The organism is Streptococcus sp. 10F2 (assembly GCF_054331515.2).
In genome coordinates this window covers 1-20687 of record NZ_JBTGGE020000007.1, presented here as the reverse complement: position 1 = coordinate 20687, position 20687 = coordinate 1, and the positions used below count along the sequence as shown (strand labels likewise).

The 20687-nt window shown below is 42.0% G+C and carries 19 protein-coding genes; 2 read left to right on the top strand and 17 right to left on the bottom strand.

Features of this window, described 5'->3' with window-relative positions; genetic code table 11:
- Positions 1–44: 44 nt before the first annotated feature.
- Positions 45–1052 carry a type I glyceraldehyde-3-phosphate dehydrogenase gene (gene gap / locus ACXM1Q_RS02870; protein ID WP_135036440.1) on the bottom strand — a complete coding sequence of 336 codons (1008 nt, stop codon included), beginning with the start codon at positions 1050–1052 and terminating at the stop codon, positions 45–47.
- A 233-nt stretch (positions 1053–1285) separates the two neighbouring features.
- Between gap and ACXM1Q_RS02865 the strand changes: the two genes are divergently transcribed.
- A complete protein-coding gene (locus ACXM1Q_RS02865; RefSeq protein ID WP_458515994.1) occupies positions 1286–2509 on the top strand; it encodes an MFS transporter in 1224 nt (407 codons plus the stop codon).
- Between the two features lie 252 nt (positions 2510–2761).
- Here the strand turns inward: ACXM1Q_RS02865 and ACXM1Q_RS02860 are convergent, their stop codons facing one another.
- From ACXM1Q_RS02860 to ACXM1Q_RS02840, 5 genes are all read right to left on the bottom strand, one after another.
- The gene (locus ACXM1Q_RS02860; RefSeq protein ID WP_458515992.1) at positions 2762–3904 is read right to left on the bottom strand and encodes a mannitol-1-phosphate 5-dehydrogenase; all 1143 of its coding nucleotides are present in this window, start codon (positions 3902–3904) and stop codon (positions 2762–2764) included.
- A gap of 13 nt (positions 3905–3917) precedes the next feature.
- Positions 3918–4355, bottom strand: coding sequence for a PTS sugar transporter subunit IIA (locus ACXM1Q_RS02855; RefSeq protein ID WP_458515990.1), 438 nt, complete (start codon positions 4353–4355; stop codon positions 3918–3920).
- Between the two features lie 2 nt (positions 4356–4357).
- Positions 4358–6307 (bottom strand): BglG family transcription antiterminator, encoded by a 1950-nt coding sequence (locus tag ACXM1Q_RS02850; RefSeq protein WP_458515988.1) that lies wholly within the window; start codon positions 6305–6307, stop codon positions 4358–4360.
- A 25-nt stretch (positions 6308–6332) separates the two neighbouring features.
- Positions 6333–8093, bottom strand: coding sequence for a PTS mannitol-specific transporter subunit IIBC (locus ACXM1Q_RS02845; protein ID WP_458515986.1), 1761 nt, complete (start codon positions 8091–8093; stop codon positions 6333–6335).
- Between the two features lie 110 nt (positions 8094–8203).
- Positions 8204–9397, bottom strand: coding sequence for an MFS transporter (locus ACXM1Q_RS02840; RefSeq protein ID WP_458515984.1), 1194 nt, complete (start codon positions 9395–9397; stop codon positions 8204–8206).
- Positions 9398–9649: 252 nt separating this feature from the next.
- Here ACXM1Q_RS02840 and ACXM1Q_RS02835 point away from each other — a divergent pair, with 252 nt between their 5' ends.
- Positions 9650–10231, top strand: a complete 582-nt coding sequence (locus ACXM1Q_RS02835; RefSeq protein WP_458515982.1) for a LuxR C-terminal-related transcriptional regulator — start codon at positions 9650–9652, stop codon at positions 10229–10231.
- Positions 10232–10391: 160 nt separating this feature from the next.
- On the opposite strand, the gene fusA is transcribed toward ACXM1Q_RS02835, so the two are convergent.
- The 11 genes from fusA to rsmA all read right to left on the bottom strand — a co-directional run bounded on the left by fusA (position 10392) and on the right by rsmA (position 20532).
- Entirely contained in the window at positions 10392–12470 is a 2079-nt protein-coding gene (gene fusA, locus ACXM1Q_RS02830) for an elongation factor G (protein ID WP_458515980.1), read from the bottom strand.
- Positions 12471–12695: 225 nt separating this feature from the next.
- A complete protein-coding gene (gene rpsG / locus ACXM1Q_RS02825) occupies positions 12696–13166 on the bottom strand; it encodes a 30S ribosomal protein S7 (RefSeq protein ID WP_135038063.1) in 471 nt (156 codons plus the stop codon).
- Between the two features lie 18 nt (positions 13167–13184).
- Positions 13185–13598, bottom strand: coding sequence for a 30S ribosomal protein S12 (gene rpsL, locus ACXM1Q_RS02820; protein ID WP_135038061.1), 414 nt, complete (start codon positions 13596–13598; stop codon positions 13185–13187).
- A gap of 219 nt (positions 13599–13817) precedes the next feature.
- Positions 13818–14396, bottom strand: coding sequence for a hypothetical protein (locus ACXM1Q_RS02815; RefSeq protein ID WP_458515977.1), 579 nt, complete (start codon positions 14394–14396; stop codon positions 13818–13820).
- Positions 14393–15229, bottom strand: coding sequence for a pur operon repressor (gene purR / locus ACXM1Q_RS02810; protein WP_135038057.1), 837 nt, complete (start codon positions 15227–15229; stop codon positions 14393–14395). The genes ACXM1Q_RS02815 and purR overlap by 4 nt, the downstream gene beginning before the upstream one ends.
- Positions 15230–15304: 75 nt before the next feature.
- Complete coding sequence (locus tag ACXM1Q_RS02805; RefSeq protein WP_458515974.1) at positions 15305–16249, bottom strand: 3'-5' exoribonuclease YhaM family protein; 945 nt, start codon at positions 16247–16249, stop codon at positions 15305–15307.
- A complete protein-coding gene (locus ACXM1Q_RS02800; protein ID WP_458515972.1) occupies positions 16239–17489 on the bottom strand; it encodes a DNA recombination protein RmuC in 1251 nt (416 codons plus the stop codon). Before ACXM1Q_RS02800 ends, ACXM1Q_RS02805 begins: the two co-directional genes overlap by 11 nt.
- Positions 17490–17491: 2 nt before the next feature.
- On the bottom strand, positions 17492–18127 hold the full coding sequence (locus ACXM1Q_RS02795; RefSeq protein ID WP_458515970.1) for a thiamine diphosphokinase: 636 nt from the start codon (positions 18125–18127) through the stop codon (positions 17492–17494).
- Positions 18120–18785, bottom strand: a complete 666-nt coding sequence (gene rpe / locus ACXM1Q_RS02790; RefSeq protein WP_458515968.1) for a ribulose-phosphate 3-epimerase — start codon at positions 18783–18785, stop codon at positions 18120–18122. The genes ACXM1Q_RS02795 and rpe overlap by 8 nt, the downstream gene beginning before the upstream one ends.
- Positions 18782–19651, bottom strand: coding sequence for a ribosome small subunit-dependent GTPase A (rsgA, locus tag ACXM1Q_RS02785; RefSeq protein ID WP_458515966.1), 870 nt, complete (start codon positions 19649–19651; stop codon positions 18782–18784). Before rsgA ends, rpe begins: the two co-directional genes overlap by 4 nt.
- 8 nt (positions 19652–19659) lie before the next feature.
- The gene (gene rsmA / locus ACXM1Q_RS02780) at positions 19660–20532 is read right to left on the bottom strand and encodes a 16S rRNA (adenine(1518)-N(6)/adenine(1519)-N(6))-dimethyltransferase RsmA (protein WP_458515964.1); all 873 of its coding nucleotides are present in this window, start codon (positions 20530–20532) and stop codon (positions 19660–19662) included.
- Positions 20533–20687: the final 155 nt, after the last annotated feature.

Below are 20687 nucleotides of genomic sequence, written 5' to 3'. Positions count from 1 at the left end.
ACACTCAAAAAAAGCCCGCCAAGGGCGGACTTCTCACTCATTGATTATTTTGCAAGTTTTGCAAAGTACTCAAGTGTACGAACCAATTGAGCAGTGTAAGACATTTCGTTGTCATACCATGAAACAACTTTCACCAATTGCTCACCATCAACGTCAAGAACTTTTGTTTGAGTTGCGTCGAACAATGAACCGTATGACATACCTACGATGTCTGAAGAAACGATTTGATCTTCAGTATATCCGTATGACTCATTTGCAGCTGCTTTCATTGCTGCATTCACTTCATCAGCAGTTACGTTCTTATCAAGAACAGCTACCAACTCAGTAACAGATCCTGTTGGAACTGGTACACGTTGTGCAGCACCGTCAAGTTTACCATTCAATTCTGGAATAACAAGACCGATCGCTTTAGCCGCACCAGTTGAGTTTGGTACGATGTTTGCTGCTGCTGCGCGAGCACGACGAAGGTCACCACCACGGTGTGGACCGTCAAGAACCATTTGGTCTCCTGTGTAACCGTGGATTGTAGTCATCAAACCTTGTTTCACGCCAAAGTTATCGTGAAGAGCTTTAGCCATTGGAGCCAAGCAGTTTGTAGTACATGAAGCACCAGAGATAACTGTTTCACTTCCATCAAGAATGTCGTGGTTTGTGTTGAAGACAACAGTTTTCACGTCATTTCCACCTGGGGCAGTGATAACAACTTTCTTCGCTCCACCTTTAAGGTGTTTTTCAGCAGCTTCTTTGCTTGCAAAGAATCCAGTTGCTTCAAGAACGATCTCAACGCCATCGTTAGCCCAGTCAATTTGCTCTGGGTCACGCTCAGCAGATACTTTAACGAACTTACCGTTTACATCAAATCCACCATCTTTAACTTCAACAGTACCGTTGAAACGACCTTGAGTTGTATCGTATTTCAACAAGTGTGCAAGCATAACTGGATCTGTAAGGTCGTTGATACGTACTACTTCAACACCTTCTACTTCTTGAATACGACGGAAAGCAAGGCGTCCGATACGTCCGAAACCGTTGATACCAACTTTAACTACCATTCGTGATTTCCTCCTTATGAAAATCAAAAAATTTATTGTGAAAAGAGTAACTTGTATGGTTACAATCTCTTTCAACAAGTCTATTATACCCTTAATTCAATAAAAAGGCAACAACCGATTGCAGTCTCGCAAAAGTTGTGCTCTCCTAGCAAATTCCAAGTCAAGTTCTTTTACAGACCGACTGGGAGGTGTTATACTATTACTTGTAAGCGCTATCAAATAAGGAGGTTTTTATGGAAACCAAAACAATTTCTAATAAGACGGGTATCTTAATGTTCTATACCCTCTTACTTGCTTATATTACTTTCGCGGCTAGCTGGGTTGGTGGCTCTACCCTCGGTCCGCAAATCGTTGCTACTTTCTTCGGAGATAAAGGGGTTGACCCAACCATCTCTGAGATGGTTAACTACACTATCACCGTAGCACGTGTTATTGCCAATTTCTTAGCTGCAGCTGTGCTCGTTAAATTCGGAATCAAGCGCTCCGCTTTAATTGCTATCGGGCTGCTCTGCTTTGCTCTTGTTGCAGTATGGATGCCTAATTACTGGCTCTACATCATCGCACGCATGATCATGGCTCTAGGAGGATCCATGATTATGGTCTATATGAATCCGATCGTTGTTCGCTTTGTAAGTCAAGAAAACAAAATTTTCTACTCTTCGCTCATTACAGCAAGCTACAACATTGGTGCTTTCATCATTGCGATTGCTTTCGTTCTATGGGCTGATGCTCTTCGTTTCGATTGGCGAATCACCTTGTCCGCAGTTGCCCTCGTAGCAGTTGTTCTATTTGTACTTTGGTTCTTAAAAGCTCAAGACTTTGAAACAAGTACCAATCAAGCACAAACTCAAGAAACTCCATATTCTTATGCGCAAGCTGTCAAAGATCCGTTTGTTTGGCGCTTTGCCACTGGGTTTGCAGCCTTCCTCATTCTCTATGTTATGTCCTTGAACTCTATTCCAGGACAACTTGCAAAAGAATTTCCTGAAATCTTTGTCTCTGGTTATATGATCTGTGCCATTTCAGGTGGTGGAATTGCCGGAACCTTGGTACGCCTCAAGAGCCCTGTAAACCGTCCTCGGAAACCTTACCTTATTCAACTAGGAATCCTTGCTGTTCTTGCTATGGCTTTGGGAATTGGGAGCATTGCCCTACTTAGCCTCCCATGGCTCGGTTACCTATTCTTTTTCATCACAGGTTTCCTCATTTTCTACCAATATGCTGTTTACCTCAACATTCCTCATGAATTACCAAATATGAATCCACAAAAAGCCACACTAATGTTTGGAATCATTTGGGGACTCACTTACGGACTTTACACCGTCTTAAACTACTTCTGGAGTTGGATTTACGGACACATCGGCTATTGGCCATCAACTCTCTTTTACCTAGCCGTACCACTTATCTACTTACTCATGATTCTAACCTTACCAGAAACCTACAAAAAATCGGTATAAATTGATTAACAAGGCTAAGCAAAAAGTCCTAAAATTAGAAAACAGCTTAGAATTACGTCATTAAAACGTTGATTCTAAGCTGTTTTTTCTATTCAAATTTCAAGCGAAGCCGGAAATTGTTAGTTTTTGCCTAGCCTCGTATTTTTATAAAATGAGCAGTTGGGGTAGCCATATCTATACAAAAAGGTTGGGCTCAAGACCCAACCTCTAAATAAAAAACACTAAAGACAAGCAACAACAGGGTACTACAAACTATTTTTCCAATTCTGCTACAATTGCATCCAACAGTGCTCCCTCTTTCAAACTGGTAACCTGTGTCACAACTTCTCTCAAAGGTTTTGTAGCCATAAGTTCCTGTAATTCAAGAGCTTGTGGATCGTTTTCATCACGATAAGCAAACACAGAGGCAACCGTTTCTAACAAATGCTGGTAAGACAAATCACGCTCTGCTAATTCACGAATAGGACGAATAAAACGTTCGTCATATCCTAATTTTCGGATTGGCGTCCTAGCTACACGCGCAACGTCATCAACAATATATGGATTTTCAAAACGATTGATAATAACCTTGTGGTAATCTTCTAAACTAGCTTGATCAAAGCCCCATTTAGCGACCAACAAGCTGCGGATTTCTGCCAAAACGGCCTCAACTTGATGTTTGACTTCTGAATTTTGCAAAGCTTCAAGAATCGTATCCGCACCAAACTTAGCTCCAGTATAAGCAGAGGTAGCATGTCCTGAGTTTACAGAGAAGAGTTTCCGTTCAATAAAAGGTTCCAACTCTTCCTCATAATGAACCTGCTCTAACCGAAGTTGAGGATTTTTCATGCCTTTCGTTTCCACAACCCACTCTTTAAAGGGTTCTACCACCACATACAGAGGATCTTCATGGCTTTGAGCTGGAACAATCCGATCCACAGCTGCATTTGGGAAACCAACATGTTTCCTAACATAAGCTCGTCCTTCTTCAGATAGATAGGTATCTACCTCCTTAGCAAGAAAACTTGATCCATCAATCATATTCTCACAGGCTAAAACATCTATATTTTGATGGTTATGTTGAGCTAATCGCTTTTCTAAGCCACGAGCAAGAAGCTCTGCAATAAAGGGAAGGATATTAGGACCAATAGCAGTCGTAATTAAATCTGCCTCGGCAATAGCTTGGATAACTTGGTCCGGATTCTGAGCATTATTGATACCACGAACATGTGAAACATGAATCTTGGGTTGACCTTCTTGAGCAATCTCGATTGTATAGCTTTGTTTCTTATTCAGTGCACCGATAATCTCTTCATTGACATCCACAAAGGCAATTTCAAAGTCGTTATCATGTAGAACTTGTCCAATAAAACCACGACCAATGTTTCCGGCACCAAAATGAACTGCTTTTTTCATAGCTCGTTTCCTCCTAGGCTACACTTTCTAATAATTTTCTAATCTCTTCTACACTCTGAGCATCTGCTAATTTTACAACGTTATCAACATCGGCACAAAAGATTGAGATTTTCTGAATCATTTCCAAATGATCATCCCCTAGACCCGCAATTCCAAATAAAATCGTTGCGATATGAGGATCTTCCTCTGTTCCAAAATTAACTCCCCCAGGTACTTGAACAATCGTAATACCCGAAGATAGAACTTCCTTCTTAGCCGTGTCCGTTCCATGCGGAATGGCAATAAAATTTCCCATATAAACGGAAAGATCTTCATTGCGTTGAATCATAGCTTCAATATAAGCTTCTTGGACGTGTCCAGCATTCACCAATTGACGTCCACAATAGCGAATAGCGTCCTCCTTATTGGCAAACGATTGGTTTAGATGAATGAGTTGGTTTTGAAGTTCCATAATTATTCTCCAATTTTTTTCATTTTTTCTGCAAAGATCGTATTCAAAAGTTGATAAAGAATTTCTTGATTACCTGTGCGGTAAATCTCTGTGTAAAGTTTATTTTCAATAATTGATTGGCTAATAGCTGTCATCAAATCACGAACCTCTTCCAATTCTCCCACTGGTGTCACCATCATCAACAAGCGTGAAACAGGCTCCCTCTCCTGGTTCATCGAAAGGGTGGAAACAGAATTTGGCAATTGTGCAATCAAAAACTGACTGGTCCCCACTTGACTCGTCTGGGTATGAAGAAGTGCCAAATTGGTGTGCGGTATCGCCAAGGGACTTTGATAAAAGCGATTCAACAATTTCTCCGTCACATAATTAGAATCAAAAACAGATTCCAATTGCCCAACCACGGTAGCAACTGCTGCCTCAAAGGAAGGTTGAGAAGGCAATTCCACTAAACGAAAAGACTCCAATAAATGACGACTCGCCTCTAGATAAGCTGGCAAATCATAAATCTTCTCCTCCAATGTCCCTCGTTCTCTTACAGTCCGATTTTCTTGAACCTGCTGCAATGTTTCTTGTAATTCTAGCATTTCCTGTGTACTTGGAAAAGTGGAGATAAGCTGAAATTCTTGTTTCGATAGAGGTTTTGTTGTTAAACAATAATCATAAGATTCTAGATGCAACTGCTCTAACTTACTCGAGCTTTTTACATCAATTCCCTCCACAAAAGGAGCAATCGTTTTGATTTTCGAAACTAAAACACTTGCTGATAAAGGACGCTCATCTGTCACAAGTAACAAACGAATTGGGAAAATCTCTGGACTTCTCCGTAAACTCGCTGCAAAATGCAAAGTCACTAATTCATATTCATACTCATTGTGCATGTAAGCTGGAAAGAGCTCCTGTACCAGTAAGCTAACCAAACGGTGCAAAAAAGGATTTCCCTGACTGGTTAAAAAGGCCATATTTGCCGTTTTGGCATCTGGAAATAGAACTGGAACTGCTAAACTCAGCCGTATGTGGTTAAACAAGAAAGAAAAAAGCAACTGGTCCTTCATGAAATCACTCTTACTAAATCGTGAAACGGAATCAATGAGTTGCGAGACACTGTAATAAAAACGACTATCAAAACTCTCTCGAAAGAGAGGAGTCTCTTGACGACGAATGATCACTTCATCAATCATCGTAGCAAAATAGACAATTTCTTGGACATTATAAAATTGCTTGGTTGCTAAAGAGAGTTTTCGAAACAATTTTTGGGAAAATTCAAGAGCTTCTTTAGATAATTCAAGAGACTGCTCTAGTTGCTCTTGACCATTAGCTAGAGACAAGAGTAGGATGAAAAACTGCTTGAGTTTTGCATCCACTTCTCCTAGTAGCGGAACAAATTCTTCAAATAATTGCCGACAAACCGCTACTCTTGAGGGGTCTAAAATAGCATACTCTGCATAATGATCCATCCAAAAATCTTGTACACTAATTGCATTTGCTAGAAGAATTGCAAGAAGACGACGTTTCTGCGAAGCTGTTCCTAACAAAGTATAGCCCTGTGTACGGGATAATTGGATTTGAAAATCCCTTAGTCTAACTTCAATAGCTGCTATATCCTGAATCACCGTCACATTAGATACTGAATATGTTTCTTGGAGCTGCTCGTTTGTCACAACTTGACTGGCTAGCAACAAATCGTAAGTCATTAAAAGTTGACGACGACTCGGACTATGGACTTCTTGAGCATGAGACTCCGTGAGCTGAGCTAAATCTCCTTCCAAATAATATTTTCGTCCCTCCTTCAAGAGCTCTATTCCCTTGGAATCCAAATAAGGACTTAAATCCGATAAGGTTCGGTAGACTGTCCGTGAGGAAACTTGTAAAATTTCGGTCATTTCCTTCAACGAAAGCTTTCCTATTTGAAGGAAAGCTTTTAGAAGATCTTCTTCACGTTTGCTTAGTATCATAGCTTTATTATACTAAACTTTTTACTTATTGATGGATACGATCAACCATCTTGTCATATTCTGGAGTAGTCACCAAACTATCTACTACCAACAGTTGAGCTTCTGGTGCGGCTTGTTGAACCGCTGACTGTTGTGAAATCGTGGTTACTAATAAAATATTTTTAGCATTATGTTCTGCTAATTGAGTTAGAGGAACAGTCGCAACTGGAATACCGAGACCACGATTTTTGAAGATGGCACTCAAAGTAGCTTGCCCCATTGTTGCAGAACCTTGAGCTTGACCATAAGGAAAGACAACTTCATCTACATAGTTTAAGTCTACTTGCCCTCGTGCCTGAGGTTGTGGATCGACTTCAAAAACAACTGCTGGCTGTCCTGACAATTTACTAACAATGTCATCGTATTTAGGAGATGTTAAAAAATTATCTACAGCAACATGAATTGCCCGTGGAGTTCGTTGAGCAGCACGATCTGCCAATTCCTCTTGAGTAACAATCAAGGTGTTCTCTGTGTCTTCCAAGGCTGAGATAGCCTTGTTAGAAACTGGAATATCCAATCCAGCTTTTTTAACCTTGTCACGAAGGAGAGAAGCACCCATAGCGGAGCTACCCATCCCTGCATCACAGGCGAAAATGATTTGTTTTACAGTTGCAGAAGAAATTTCCTCAGCAATTGGAGCCAGAGGTTGTCCTTTTGATGCAGCTTTAGCAGCCTTGCTTGCTGCTTGTGCCTCTTCCAAACTTTCCCCAGCAGATTTATCAGCCTTTAAAATAATAGAGGCAACTAAGAAAGAAGCAACTGCTCCAGCAAAAACACCTGCAAGAACTGCAAGAAGGTTAGCAAGGTAGCCATCCCCTTTAGGAACCATACCCATAATGGCAATAATAGAACCTGGAGAAGCTGCTGCTCCAAGACCTGCATTTAAGAATTGAAAAGCAAAAGTACCTGAGACACCCCCAGCAATAGCGGCTAAGAATAGAGCTGGTTTCATCATAACGTAAGGGAAATAAATTTCATGGATTCCACCAAAGAAATGAATAATCATCGCACCCCAAGATGATGATTTAGCAGAGCCTTTTCCAAACATGGCATAGGCTAAGAGGATACCCAAACCAGGACCAGGGTTAGCTTCCAAGAGGAATAGAATCGATTTACCAGTCTCTAGTACCTGCTCAGCACCTAGAGGTGTAAAGATACCGTGATTAAGAGCATTATTCAGGAAGAGAATCTTAGCTGGCTCAATGATAATATTGGCTATCGGTAATAGCTTCATAGCTACAATCGCCTCAACACCATTTCCAATCATCGCTGTCATGCTCTCTACAAAAGGTCCTACAATCTTGAAGGATAAGAGCATTAAGGCAAATCCAAGTAATCCAGCTGAGAAGTTATTAACCAACATTTCAAAACCTGGACGAATCTTAGGTTGCACAGCTTGGTCAAATCTCTTGATAGCCCAGGCACCAAAAGGTCCTACTACCATAGCACCAATGAACATCGGAACGGTTGTTCCAGCAATAACCCCCATTGTAAGAATAGCTCCAACTACTCCTCCCCGTTGACCGTAGACATTAAATCCACCTGTATATCCAATTAGCAGGGGCAAGAGGTAGGTAATCATTGGACCAACAATAGTCGCAAAGGACTCATTTGGTAGCCAACCTGTCTCAATAAATAAAGAAGTCAATACACCCCAAGCGATAAATGCACCAATATTCGGCATAACCATATTGGACAAGGTTGTCCCTAACTTCTGTAGACGTACACGAAATGATTGCGATTCCATGATACGACCTCCCATCTTTGATTTCTATCCTTAGTATACCGACAAAAATTCAGACAGGGAACTCAAATCTTGTCACAGTTTTTGTGACACAATCAAAAAAATCGGTGAGTTCACCGATTTCTTACTATTTTTAAAAAAAGCCAAATTCCCACAAGGATGGTCGCTCCATTGATAGCCAATCCAAGCATTTGGATATTGTCATATATGCTAGGGATTAATAGACTGAGAATGGCAAAAAAGGTATAAAGAGTAACAATAGCAGAATTCACTAAGGATAACTCATCATAATTGTAACTTGCATAAATCAATTTATTAAACATATTCCCTGAGATACCAATAATCACAAATCCCAGAAAGAGAAAGAACAGTTTAAATTGAGGAATTGGTATCAAAAATACCGACACAAAGGACAGGCCTGACAAAATATAATCTAAAGGAAAAAAGACTCGAGGATCCATCTTGATATAAGGTGCAAGGATTGCTCCTAAAAGATCAGCTCCACGTTGTAGGCCTAAAACTAAACCCAGATAGGCTACCGAATAACCTTGAGAAATCAGGTAAATCGGTGTAAGGGTCAGAAGTAAATCTGTCCCACCACTCAAGGCAGCTTCTGTCAAAACAATATAGAAAGAATCTTTGGATTCTAATAAAGCCTTAAATGATGCAGCTCGTTCGATTGTCACTCCCTGAACGTCTTCCTCAATTTCATTCCCCTTAGAATCTGGAATGCGAAGGCGAAATAGAAAATAGAGGGCCGCGATAAAGAAGGGCAAACTTAGTTGCATTAAGACCAAGTAAGAAATAAATCCTAAAAGTACAGATGCAACAAAATTACTGGTAATATCCAAGACATTTCCTGCCAAATATTGGACATCTACTGACTTGTCAAGCAAATCATCATTATTATCCAAGACGGAGGGAATGACCTTCATTTGCAAGTTATTCAAACAGACAGTCACAAAGCTAAAAAGTAAATTCAGACTCACCATCCATGGGAGTGACCAAGCCTGTAGCAAACAAAGTAGAATACCAACCATGATGAGCAACTGAACCAACTGTAAACCCAATATCGCCAATCGATTCCTACGAATAGCTTGTAAATAAGGGCCATAAGCAGCCGCAAATAAACGCGGTAACATCCCAACTAAAGTAAAGAGGGATAGACTCGCAGCATCCACCTGATAAACCTGAACTAAACCAAGTGATAAAGCAATCAGGTAAAAAGAATCCGCAATATTCCTGCTCGCTGAACTTAGAATGAGTCGATAAAAATTAGGGGTGAGATTAGCCCACTTCTTCTTCATTTAAAGTCACCACCTTCCAGTCTAAACAGTCTAATTGCATGTAAAATGGTAGCTTTATTCACTCAGGTAAAACACAAAATATCTTCAATGAAATTAGACTGACTGATATATATAAAGTTAAGTGTATCAAATACCACTATTTCCGTCATGAGTAATTTGTGCAAAATTCTGAATTATTTTACAAATAAACTGTTGATTACCTAAACCTTGTGATATACTACTGTAAATATAGTACGTTGAGAGGGGGGTATGATGACTGTACTCTTTATAGGACGCCGTGAATTCTTAGCCCATGCACTCATTAACATTTATAAAGAGTCAAACTTCACGGTTCAATTAAATGACTGGAATGATAAATACCTGGACCACATTATCCTCTCAAAACCTGAACTCATTATTCTTGAGATCACCAGACCTGAACGACGAGCCTTCAATGCCTGTCAAAAGATTAAACAGCTTTGTCCAAAGCAGCCAATCCTTCTCTTTTCCACTCATTATCGAGAATATTATTTCCAGCTGAGCCAAAGCTGCCAAGCTAGTGGTTATCTTCATCAGGATTTACCTATGACTACAATCACTCAAGGTGTTCAACAAATCCTAAAGGGGAATACCTATTTCCCAAGGCCAGAAGTGTCTAACTACCAAAGCTTAACACAGAGAGAAATCCACATCCTTCAACTCTTACGACTGTACTATAAACAGGAAGAAATTGCCGAAGAACTAGCAATCAGTCGAAGAACTGTAAACAATCACTTAGCCAACATTCAAGAAAAACTAGGGACCCATTCTAGCTTAGCCTCCGTCTTAAGAGCAATTGAGCTAGGAATACTCTAACCTCTCATTCATTCTGTAAGCCTATTGACACAGGCATCCTATTCATCTTTCAGACATTTCCACGATTCAATTTTGAAAACAGATTTCTTTTCAAGCCAGACTCCCCTCTTTTTGCAGCAAAAAAAGAGGGGATTTTTCATCTCCCTCTTTTTATTGATTATTATTCACCTTTTGCTTTCGCAACGATAGCTTCTTGGACAGACTTCGGTACATCTTCATAGTGGTCAAATACCATCATGAAAGTACCACGTCCTTGTGATGCTGAACGAAGAACAGTTGCGTATCCGAACATTTCAGCAAGTGGTACATAAGCACGAACGATTTGGCTATTACCATGTGCTTCCATACCATCTACACGTCCACGACGAGCTGTAACGTGACCCATAACATCACCAAGGTTCTCTTCTGGAACTGTGATAGTTACAAGCATCATTGGCTCAAGGATAGCTGGTTGAGCAGTCTTAGCAGCTTCTTTCAATGCAAGAGATGCAGCGATCTTGAAGGCTGTTTCAGATGAGTCAACATCGTGGTAAGAACCATCGTAAAGTTTAGCTTTCACGTCAACAAGTGGGTATCCTGCAAGAACACCGTTAGCCATTGACTCAACCAAACCTTTTTCTACCGCTGGTACAAATTCACGAGGAACCACACCACCGACGATAGCATTTTCGAATTCGAATCCTTTTCCTTCTTCGTTTGGTGTAAATTCAATCCAGACGTCACCGAATTGTCCTTTACCACCAGATTGACGTTTGAAGAATCCACGTGCTTGTGTAGCAGCACGGAAGGTTTCACGGTAAGATACTTGAGGAGCACCTACGTTCGCTTCAACCTTAAATTCACGTTTCATACGGTCAACAAGGACATCCAAGTGCAACTCACCCATACCAGAGATAACTGTTTCACCTGTTTCAACGTTTGTTTCAACGCGGAATGTTGGATCTTCTTCAGCCAATTTTTGAAGGGCAATACCCATCTTATCTTGGTCTGCTTTAGATTTTGGTTCAACCATCAATTGGATAACTGGTTCTGGAACGTTGATAGACTCAAGAATAACTTTTGATTTCTCATCTGTCAATGAGTCACCTGTTGTTGTATCTTTCAAACCAACAGCAGCAGCGATATCACCAGCGTAAACTGTTTCAATTTCTTGACGGCTGTTCGCGTGCATTTGAAGGATACGTCCGATACGTTCACGTTTACCTTTTGAGGTATTCATAACGTAAGAACCTGAGTTCAAGACACCAGAGTACACACGGAAGAATGTCAAACGACCAACAAATGGGTCTGTCATGATCTTGAAGGCAAGGGCCGCAAATGGCTCTTCATCAGATGCAGGACGAGTTTCTTCTTCTTCAGTATCTGGGTTGATACCTTTAATCGCTGGGATATCAAGTGGACTTGGAAGGTAGTCAAGAACCGCATCCAACATCAATTGAACCCCTTTATTCTTGAAGGCAGAACCACAAAGAACTGGGTAGAACTCTACGTTGATTGTTGCTTTACGAATCGCAGCCTTCAACTCTTCATTTGTGATTTCTTCCCCTTCAAGGTATTTCATCATCAAATCTTCATCAGTTTCAGCAACTGCTTCAACCAATTTTTCACGGTATTCTTGTGCTTGCTCAAGGTATTCAGCTGGAATGTCTTCTTCAAGAATATCTGTACCAAGGTCATTAGTATAGATTTCAGCTTTCATCTTGATCAAGTCAATGATTCCACGGAAATCATCTTCAGCACCAATTGGCAACTGAATTGGATGTGCATTTGCTTGCAAACGGTCATGAAGAGTGCTTACTGAGTAAAGGAAGTCAGCACCGATTTTATCCATCTTGTTGGCAAATACGATACGTGGAACACCATATTCAGTAGCTTGACGCCATACAGTTTCTGTTTGTGGCTCAACACCAGATTGGGAATCCAAAACGGTTACGGCACCATCCAATACACGAAGAGAACGTTGTACTTCGATTGTGAAGTCCACGTGTCCTGGGGTGTCGATGATGTTAACGCGTGTGTCTTTCCATTGAGCAGTTGTCGCAGCAGAAGTGATTGTGATTCCGCGCTCTTGTTCTTGCTCCATCCAGTCCATTTGGGAAGCCCCTTCGTGGGTTTCACCGATTTTGTGGATTTTACCAGTGTAGTAAAGGATCCGCTCAGTTGTTGTAGTTTTACCAGCATCAACGTGAGCCATGATACCGATATTACGAGTTTTTTCTAGTGAAAATTCGCGAGCCATTTGTCTCTCCTATATTTATTTTTTTATTATTATACCATATTCCAAGAAAAGCAGATAGGTAAGACCCACCCGCTTCTCCTGATATTTTGTTGGTACGTCCTCGTACCTTCTAATTAAACTCAGGCCAAGCGTTTAGCAAAAAAGATAAAATTTCCTAGAGTCTGTAGACTCAGCACAAATTTTCCTATTTTGGCTAATATTTGTTTAACGCTAAAATAGCCTATCTTACCAACGGAAGTGTGCAAACGCACGGTTTGCTTCAGCCATACGGTGAGTATCTTCACGTTTCTTAACAGCTCCACCAGTGTTGTTTGCTGCATCCATGATTTCTTTTGCAAGACGATCTTGCATTGTGTGCTCACCACGGTCACGTGCGATTTGTACCAACCAACGTAGACCTAGAGTTGTACGACGCTCTGGACGTACTTCAACTGGGACTTGGTAGTTAGATCCACCAACACGGCGTGCACGTACTTCAAGTACAGGCATGATATTTTCCAATGCTTGCTCGAATACTTCAAGTGCATCGTTGCCAGTTGCTTCTTTGATTTGATCGAAGGCACCATAAACGATAGATGCCGCTGTACCACGTTTACCGTCCATCATAACACGGTTAATCAAACGTGTTACCAATTTAGAATTGTAAAGTGGATCTGCTAATACTTCGCGCTTAGGCGCTTGGTTTTTACGACTCATTCTCTCTTATCCCCCTTCTTATCCTTTAGGACGTTTTGTACCGTATTTAGAACGACCTTGCTTACGATCGTTAACACCGGCTGTATCCAAAGCACCACGGACGATATGGTAACGTACCCCTGGAAGGTCCTTTACACGTCCACCACGGATAAGCACAACACTGTGCTCTTGCAAGTTGTGTCCGATACCTGGGATGTAAGCTGTAACCTCGATCAAGTTGCTCAAGCGTACACGAGCAAATTTACGAAGAGCTGAGTTTGGTTTTTTAGGTGTCATTGTACCAACACGAGTAGCAACACCACGTTTTTGTGGGGAGTTTTCACGAGTTGGAACACGTTTCAAGCTGTTATAACCAACGTTCAAAGCTGGTGATTTAGATTTTTCTACTTTTGATTTACGCGGTTTGCGAACCAATTGGTTAATTGTAGGCATCTACATTCTCCTGTGAATTTTTATTTTTGGATATCAGGCACTGGTGACAGCCCTGAGACGGTGTACTTTTGCAACATTTGTCAGCACGTCTCTGTACACTTTTGAGAGACCAAAAGTAAAAAGTACCGTCAACTATGATACCAAATCACCCCCAGCCTGTCAATTGTTTTTTTAGAAAAAAACAGTCCCTCTGTGTTCAAAAGGACTGAATTCTATTTCTTATTCTGCTGCAGGAGTGGAAGCTACTGGTGCCTCTGGCACTGGTTCTACAACAATTGGCTGAGTTGGCTGCTCTACAACATACTGTGGTTGTGAATATACAGGCTGTTCTACTTGCGGTGCCACCTGACTTGCTGCAGGAGTAACCGGTGCAGCAGATGAAGCAGCTGGCACTACTTCTTCTTGGGAACTAGATGAAGATGGTGCACTAAGACCTTGAAGATCCAATCCAAGCGCACTTGCGACAGCCTGTAAGCGATTCATCAATTCATTTTTCCGATCACCATCTGGTAAATCGTCAACTTTCTCTTTGGCTGTCCGTAAATTGCCTTCATTTTGTTCATCTTCAGCCTTTTTCACAGCCTCTTCTGCTTTCTCCATAGCCTCTTCCTCTGGAGATTTACTACTTGTGGATGTTGAGGATTTAGATGGTGCTGTAATCGTCGTTTTAGCCTGCTGGCTCCGTTGCATACTACGTGCCACTACTAATCCCATCATCAAAACCAACATCAGAAGGGCCAAGATAAAAATCCGAACCCAAATCGAACTTTGATCAAATCGATCTAAAAACTGCTTCACTCTGCAACCTCATTCATACTTTCTGTAAAAATATTTCCAAGTTCTACATCTACTTGCATAGAATCCACATCAATCTTCGTCACCCGTAGAAGAGAACGATACTCTAGACCGTCCCGTTTTTCTTGAGCATTGTCCGCAAAAACAGCAACTCCGGCCAAGCTAGAATCAAATTCATCTAAAAGACTGATCATTCCACGAATCGTTCCCCCGCCTTTGAGGAAATCATCTACTATTAAAACGCGACTTCCCGCAGGAAGACTTCGTTTAGACAAAAACATCTTTTCAATCCGGGAACTAGACCCTGATGCGTAATTGACACTAACTGTAGAACCTTCTGTAATTTTCAAATCTCTACGGACAATCACAAAAGGAACGTTCAAAACATTGGCAACGGCATTCGCCAAAGGAACCCCTTTAGTCGCAACCGTCATGACTGCATCAATAGGCTCATCTTGAAAAGTCTTCGCGATAATCCGCCCAATACTCTTCAACAAAATCGGATTACTTAACAAATCGGATAGGTAAATATAGCCACCCGGTAAAATCCGATCACTAGCGGATAGTTGAGTCCGTAGTTCTTCTCCAATTTGAAGACTCTCTTCTTTAGAGATAGAAGGTTTAAAGATGACACCACCACCGGCACCAGTGATAGTCTCGATATGGCCCACCTCCATCTCCTCAAAGGCCCGCTTAATAATCACGATGTCTTCTGAAATAGAAGATTTAGCCGTTTGGTATTTGGAGGCAAATGTATTAAGACCTGTTAGCTCATAAGGATGATTGATCAAATAGTTGGAAATGACTACCATCCGTTCACTTCTTCTTAATTTCATTTTCCTAACCCTGTTTTCTATTTTTTACAATTATATCATATAAACTAAAAAAACGTTCGGCTTTTTTGAAAGTATCTACTCGTCCAATTGCGGTTTGTAGAAATTTCGATTATCCAAGGCGAAAATACGAGCGGTCATTTCTCCAGGGCCTACTTTTTCCAAAGCACTGGTCATCATCATCATCCCCGCATCCATATTGTCAATCATATGAATGATCTCCGCTTCCATCAGTTGTGGTCGAACAGGGCTACCGTATTCCAACAGCCCATGGTGACTGAGGACAACGTGACGAAGAAGAATCACCTCTTCCTTCTCATCATCAATCCCCAATTCCATCAGTACCTTGGTAATTTCCTCATCAATCAAGGCTATATGCCCAATCAAATTTCCTCGAACCGTATACTCTGTATGGTCAGGGCCACTTAACTCGATAACCTTGGCTAAATCATGTAGCAAGATACCCGCAATCATCAAACTAAGGTTGAGTTGTGGATAGATTTGTGAAATAGCTTGAGCCAAACGAACCATGGTCGCAGTATGGAAAGCTAATCCTGTCTCAAAAGCATGGTGATTGGTCTTAGCTGCAGGATAGGTATAGAAGGCTTGATCATATTTTTGAAAAAGTGCCCGTACCACGCGCTGCCAAACTGGATTTTCAATTTGAAAAACAACCTCAGAAATATATTCCCGTAATTGGACTGGATCTACCGGTGGCTGCTCCTTATAAAGACCTGGATCGGTTGGTTCCCCCACTCTAGCTAACCGCATTGATAGCTGATTGACTTGCGGTGTATTGTTGTAAACTTCGCGTCGACCACGCATAAAAACCACGCGTCCAGCTTGAAAATCTTCAACATTTTTTTCTTGTGCATCCCATAGCTTACCTTCAATTGCCCCTGTGTTATCTTGGAAAGTAAAGGCTAAATAGTTTTTACCAGCTCGGGTTTGTCGTAAATCAGCGCTTTTAATCAGGTAAAATCCTTCAAAAAGCTCGTCCTTTTTCATTTGATTAATCTTCATCCTCTACCTCCTCGGTCCACATGAGTAATTGATTCAGGTCTAAGGCTTCCTCTACCTCGATCTGACGTAGGCTACGTTCAATGGCTCTAGTTCTCACGCCAATTAACTGCTCAAGGCTACCACTAGCCATTCGCAACTGATCCTGAGTCTTATCCAAGACTCGGCCAAAGTTTTGAAACTCCTTTTTTACCGCAGAAAGAACAAAACTGATGTCCTCAGCATTCTTCTGTAAATGTAAGGTTTTGAAACCAACCGCCAAAGAATTTAGCAGAGCTGCCAAGGTCGATGGGCCAGCCAAGACTACATTTTCCTCTTTTCGCAACTGGTCCATAAACTGAGGTTCTCGTACCAGCTCTGCGTAGAGAGCTTCTGTTGGTAAAAATAAAATTCCAAAATCCGTTGTTCGGGGAGGAGCCAAGTACTTATTTTTTATATCCCGGGCAAATCCTTTAACTGCACGTAACAAATCTTTACGAGCGGCTACTACAGCATTCTTATCCCCCACTTCAAAAGCCGACTCCAGACGATAATACGAATCCATCGGAAATTTAGCATCAATCGGGAGATACACCACCTCATCCGCTTGTCCAGGAAACTTGATGGCATACTCAACTCGATTCCGCGACTCAGGTACCAAGACAAATTCTTTCTCATACTGATGCGGAGCTAGGATATCTTCTAAAATCTGTCCTAATTGAATCTCCCCCAAAATTCCTCGACTTTTATTACCCGAGAGAATTTTATTGAGATTGCCTACATCTTGAGCTACCGTTCGCATTTCTCCCAAACCTTTATTGACACTTTCCAATTGTTGGGAAACTGTTTCAAAAGATGCCCGCAAACGACTTTGAAGCGTCGTTTCCAATTTTTCTTCTACGGTTTGGCGCATAGCCTCCAAGCGAGCTTCATTAGATTCTTGCAAGCGTCGCATCCCTTGCTCCGTCTGCTCTCTATTTTGAGCCAGGCTCATTCGCACTTCTGCACGCAAGTCCTGCATTTCCTCCTGGATTCCAGCTTGTTGGCTAGCCAATCGATCGCTCAACTGCAATTCCAACTTTCCTTCCCGTACTTGAGCATCCTTCGCCAATTCCGCAAAACGATAATCAATTTGATCCGACATGCGGTCCATATGATTGTCCCATTCCCGTTTTTCCTCTTCTCGCCCCCGCAATAACCATTGGTAAAGCTGGTAACCCAAGAAAAGATTGGCTACTCCCAACATAATCAGAATAATTTCCATGACTACTTCCTATCCCGTGAATAGATGATGATCACATAGCCCTTTTGGACCCTCACAGCAATCGGACGGTCTAAGAACTCATTAGATCCATAAATTTTTTTAAAAAAATAATTAGAAGCATTTAGAGGATACTTGGCTCCCTCTATCTCAAAAGCACTTCCCTGTTCTGGTAGAAAGGAAATATAGTCGTAACCTAGTTCCGGCTCAAGTTGCTGCCAACCAGATCCTCGATAAACCACTAAGTTTTCAGCATCCAACAAGCGAACTCTCCCCAACAACGGAGTAAACTCTGCCTGACTAGGCCAAAATAAATTAGCCAAACTGTGATCCAAACGACCTCCCAAGGCCCCATAAACCACTACATCTCCCTCTGGAAAATGCTCTAACACCACGCGAAGAGCAACCTCTAAATCCGTATCGTTCTTCTCAGCAGGTAACTCCACCACATGCTGGGCCACTTCTAAAATCTGTTGCCTCTCTTCAGCCGTAACTGAATCAAAATCGCCAACAGCCCAATCCAGCGATAAACCTGCTTCCAATAGTGTTAAGCAACCGCGATCAACTCCAATCGTCACCTGATTCTCAAGTGGCAAAGAGAGCCCCAAAGGCCCTCCTGCGACAATCACAATCTTAGTCATGCTCAGCTAACGTCTGGCGGAGCTTGTCCATCCCCTCTTCCAGACCTCCATTAAACAAATAGCTACCAGCCACAAAAACATTGGCTCCTGCCTCTGCTACTAGTGCAATGGTCTTATCGTCAATACCTCCGTCAACTTCAATATCAAAATCCAAGCCTTTACTCTCACGTAAAGCTGCCAATTGACGAATCTTATCCAGAGTCTCTGGTAGGAAAGCTTGACCTCCAAAACCAGGATTGACGGTCATTACCAACACTTGATCGACCAAGCCTAGCACGTGCTCAATAGCTGAAACGGGTGTCCCAGGATTAATGACCACACTCGCTTTCATTCCTAATTGACGAATACGCTGCAAGGCCCCATGAATATGAGGAGTAGCTTCCACATGAATGCTGATGATATCCGCTCCCGCACGCGCAAATTCTTCCAGATGACTCTCTGGATTGCTCACCATCAGATGGCAATCAAAAACCAACTGACTATGGCGGCGGAGACTGGCAACAACTCCTGCACCAAAACTAATGTTGGGTACAAAGTGACCATCCATAATATCAATATGCACATACTCCGCACCACTAGCTTCAATTCGTTTCATATCCGACTCAAAATTCGCATAGTCTGCACTTAGAATCGATGGGGCGATTAAGAATTTTCTCATTTTTTTCCTCCCTTTTTGTAGGTCACACGGCGCTGCTCCACCTCGCTTAGGAGCTGCAAGTAATTGTCATAGCGGAAAGGTGCAATAGCACCTTCCTCCACGGCTGGCTGCACGGCACAAGCCGGTTCGTGGCGATGGGTACAAGTCCGGAATTTACAATCATGGCTAAACCTTCGAATTTCCGGAAAGGCGTTATTCAAGTCTTCTGCCTGATTGATTTCATAATCCAAAGAAGAGAAGCCTGGCGTATCCGCAATCTTACCTCCAAAGAGATCATAAAGGGTTACAGCCCGCGTTGTATGGCGGCCACGTCCAAGACTAGAAGAAATCTCTCCTGTCTCTAACTCCAGATCTGGAGCCAAGCGGTTTAGCAAGGTTGACTTGCCGACCCCAGTCTGACCCATAAAGACCGTCAGCTGATCATGCAAGAGTGGCTCCAGATCCTCTGGCCGACTAACCACCGGGTAGCCAATACTCGCATAGATTTCCTGGATTGGAATGAGCTCTGCCGAATCCTCCAGTAAGTCTGTTTTTGTCAAGTAAATAATCGGAGAAATTCCCTTGTGCTCTAACAAAACCAGAAACCGATCCAAGAGATTCAAGTTCAGATTTGGCTCTCGAACAGATACCAGAACGACCGCCTGATCAATGTTAACAATCGGAGGCCGAACTAGTTCATTTTTACGCTCTAAAATTGCCAAAATGTAACCTTCCGACTGCTCCTCCGCAGAAAACTCAACCCAATCTCCCACATAAGGAGTCTGGCCTTTTTTCCGGAAATTTCCTCGAGCTCGAGTTTGATAGATCTGACCTTCCGCCTCTACATAATAGAAACCAGCCAAGGCCTTGATAATGCGTCCTTGCAAATTCGTTCTTATCCTTTCTGATCCTCAAGTGCTTTCGCTAGGCTAGCAAATTCTTCCAGCCCAAGTGTCTCTCCCCTTACACTTGGCGCAATGCCAGCCGCATCCAAAGATCGGCTAAGCCAGTCCTTAGTTTCTGGATCTTTACCAAAATAGGCCTGCAAATTATTCCAAAGTGTCTTTCGGCGATGGTGAAAACTGGCCTTAACCAGCTTAAAGTAAAAGTCCTCATCGGAAACTTCTACGGCCGGTTGAGGGAGACGTGTCATTTTTAAAATAGCACTATCCACGTTCGGCGCAGGAACAAAAACCGTCCGTGGAACAATAAAGGCCACCTTTGCCTCCATATAGTACTGGACAGCGACCGATAGGGAGCCATAATCCTTCGTCCCCGGCTGCGCCGAGATGCGATCCGCTACTTCCTTTTGCATCATCACAATAAATTCCGCAAAAGGGATACCACTTTCCAAAAGGTGCATAAGAATAGGAGTTGTGATGTAATACGGCAAATTAGCAACAACCTTAATCGGCAGGTCTGGATTTCGGAAACGACGCAACTGCTCTGTCAAATTAACCTTGAGAATGTCAGCCTGTACCACTTGAACATTGTCAAAATCAGCCAAGGTCTCTCCCAAAATCGGAATCAGACGCTCATCAATCTCAAAAGCCATAACTTCTGCTGCTTGTTCTGCTAAAAATTCTGTTAAAGCACCAATCCCTGGTCCAATCTCGATGACGTTAACTTCCTTGCTCAACTCAGCAGTATCTACGATTTTCTGCAAAATATTGGTATCTGTCAAAAAGTTCTGCCCAAATGATTTCTTAAACGTAAAGCCGTGACGTTCCAAAACAGCACGCGTCACACTATAATCTGCTATCCTCATATCTATATCCCATCTGAATCTTTTACTACTATTATACCCTAATCTCTATCCCAAACCAAACAGAGTTCCTAAATAATCAAATGGAAGAATTGTAACGTATCACTCATCAGCTACATTCAGATAAAGTATCGGCAATAACTTCCATCTAAATCGAT

Coding starts and splice junctions, on each gene's coding strand:
- gap (WP_135036440.1), bottom strand. CDS start 1,052: ATGGTAGTTAAAGTTGGTATCAACGGTTTCGGACGTATCGGACGCCTT.
- ACXM1Q_RS02865 (WP_458515994.1), top strand. CDS start 1,286: ATGGAAACCAAAACAATTTCTAATAAGACGGGTATCTTAATGTTCTAT.
- ACXM1Q_RS02860 (WP_458515992.1), bottom strand. CDS start 3,904: ATGAAAAAAGCAGTTCATTTTGGTGCCGGAAACATTGGTCGTGGTTTT.
- ACXM1Q_RS02855 (WP_458515990.1), bottom strand. CDS start 4,355: ATGGAACTTCAAAACCAACTCATTCATCTAAACCAATCGTTTGCCAAT.
- ACXM1Q_RS02850 (WP_458515988.1), bottom strand. CDS start 6,307: ATGATACTAAGCAAACGTGAAGAAGATCTTCTAAAAGCTTTCCTTCAA.
- ACXM1Q_RS02845 (WP_458515986.1), bottom strand. CDS start 8,093: ATGGAATCGCAATCATTTCGTGTACGTCTACAGAAGTTAGGGACAACC.
- ACXM1Q_RS02840 (WP_458515984.1), bottom strand. CDS start 9,397: ATGAAGAAGAAGTGGGCTAATCTCACCCCTAATTTTTATCGACTCATT.
- ACXM1Q_RS02835 (WP_458515982.1), top strand. CDS start 9,650: ATGACTGTACTCTTTATAGGACGCCGTGAATTCTTAGCCCATGCACTC.
- fusA (WP_458515980.1), bottom strand. CDS start 12,470: ATGGCTCGCGAATTTTCACTAGAAAAAACTCGTAATATCGGTATCATG.
- rpsG (WP_135038063.1), bottom strand. CDS start 13,166: ATGAGTCGTAAAAACCAAGCGCCTAAGCGCGAAGTATTAGCAGATCCA.
- rpsL (WP_135038061.1), bottom strand. CDS start 13,598: ATGCCTACAATTAACCAATTGGTTCGCAAACCGCGTAAATCAAAAGTA.
- purR (WP_135038057.1), bottom strand. CDS start 15,229: ATGAAATTAAGAAGAAGTGAACGGATGGTAGTCATTTCCAACTATTTG.
- ACXM1Q_RS02805 (WP_458515974.1), bottom strand. CDS start 16,249: ATGAAGATTAATCAAATGAAAAAGGACGAGCTTTTTGAAGGATTTTAC.
- ACXM1Q_RS02800 (WP_458515972.1), bottom strand. CDS start 17,489: ATGGAAATTATTCTGATTATGTTGGGAGTAGCCAATCTTTTCTTGGGT.
- ACXM1Q_RS02795 (WP_458515970.1), bottom strand. CDS start 18,127: ATGACTAAGATTGTGATTGTCGCAGGAGGGCCTTTGGGGCTCTCTTTG.
- rpe (WP_458515968.1), bottom strand. CDS start 18,785: ATGAGAAAATTCTTAATCGCCCCATCGATTCTAAGTGCAGACTATGCG.
- rsmA (WP_458515964.1), bottom strand. CDS start 20,532: ATGAGGATAGCAGATTATAGTGTGACGCGTGCTGTTTTGGAACGTCAC.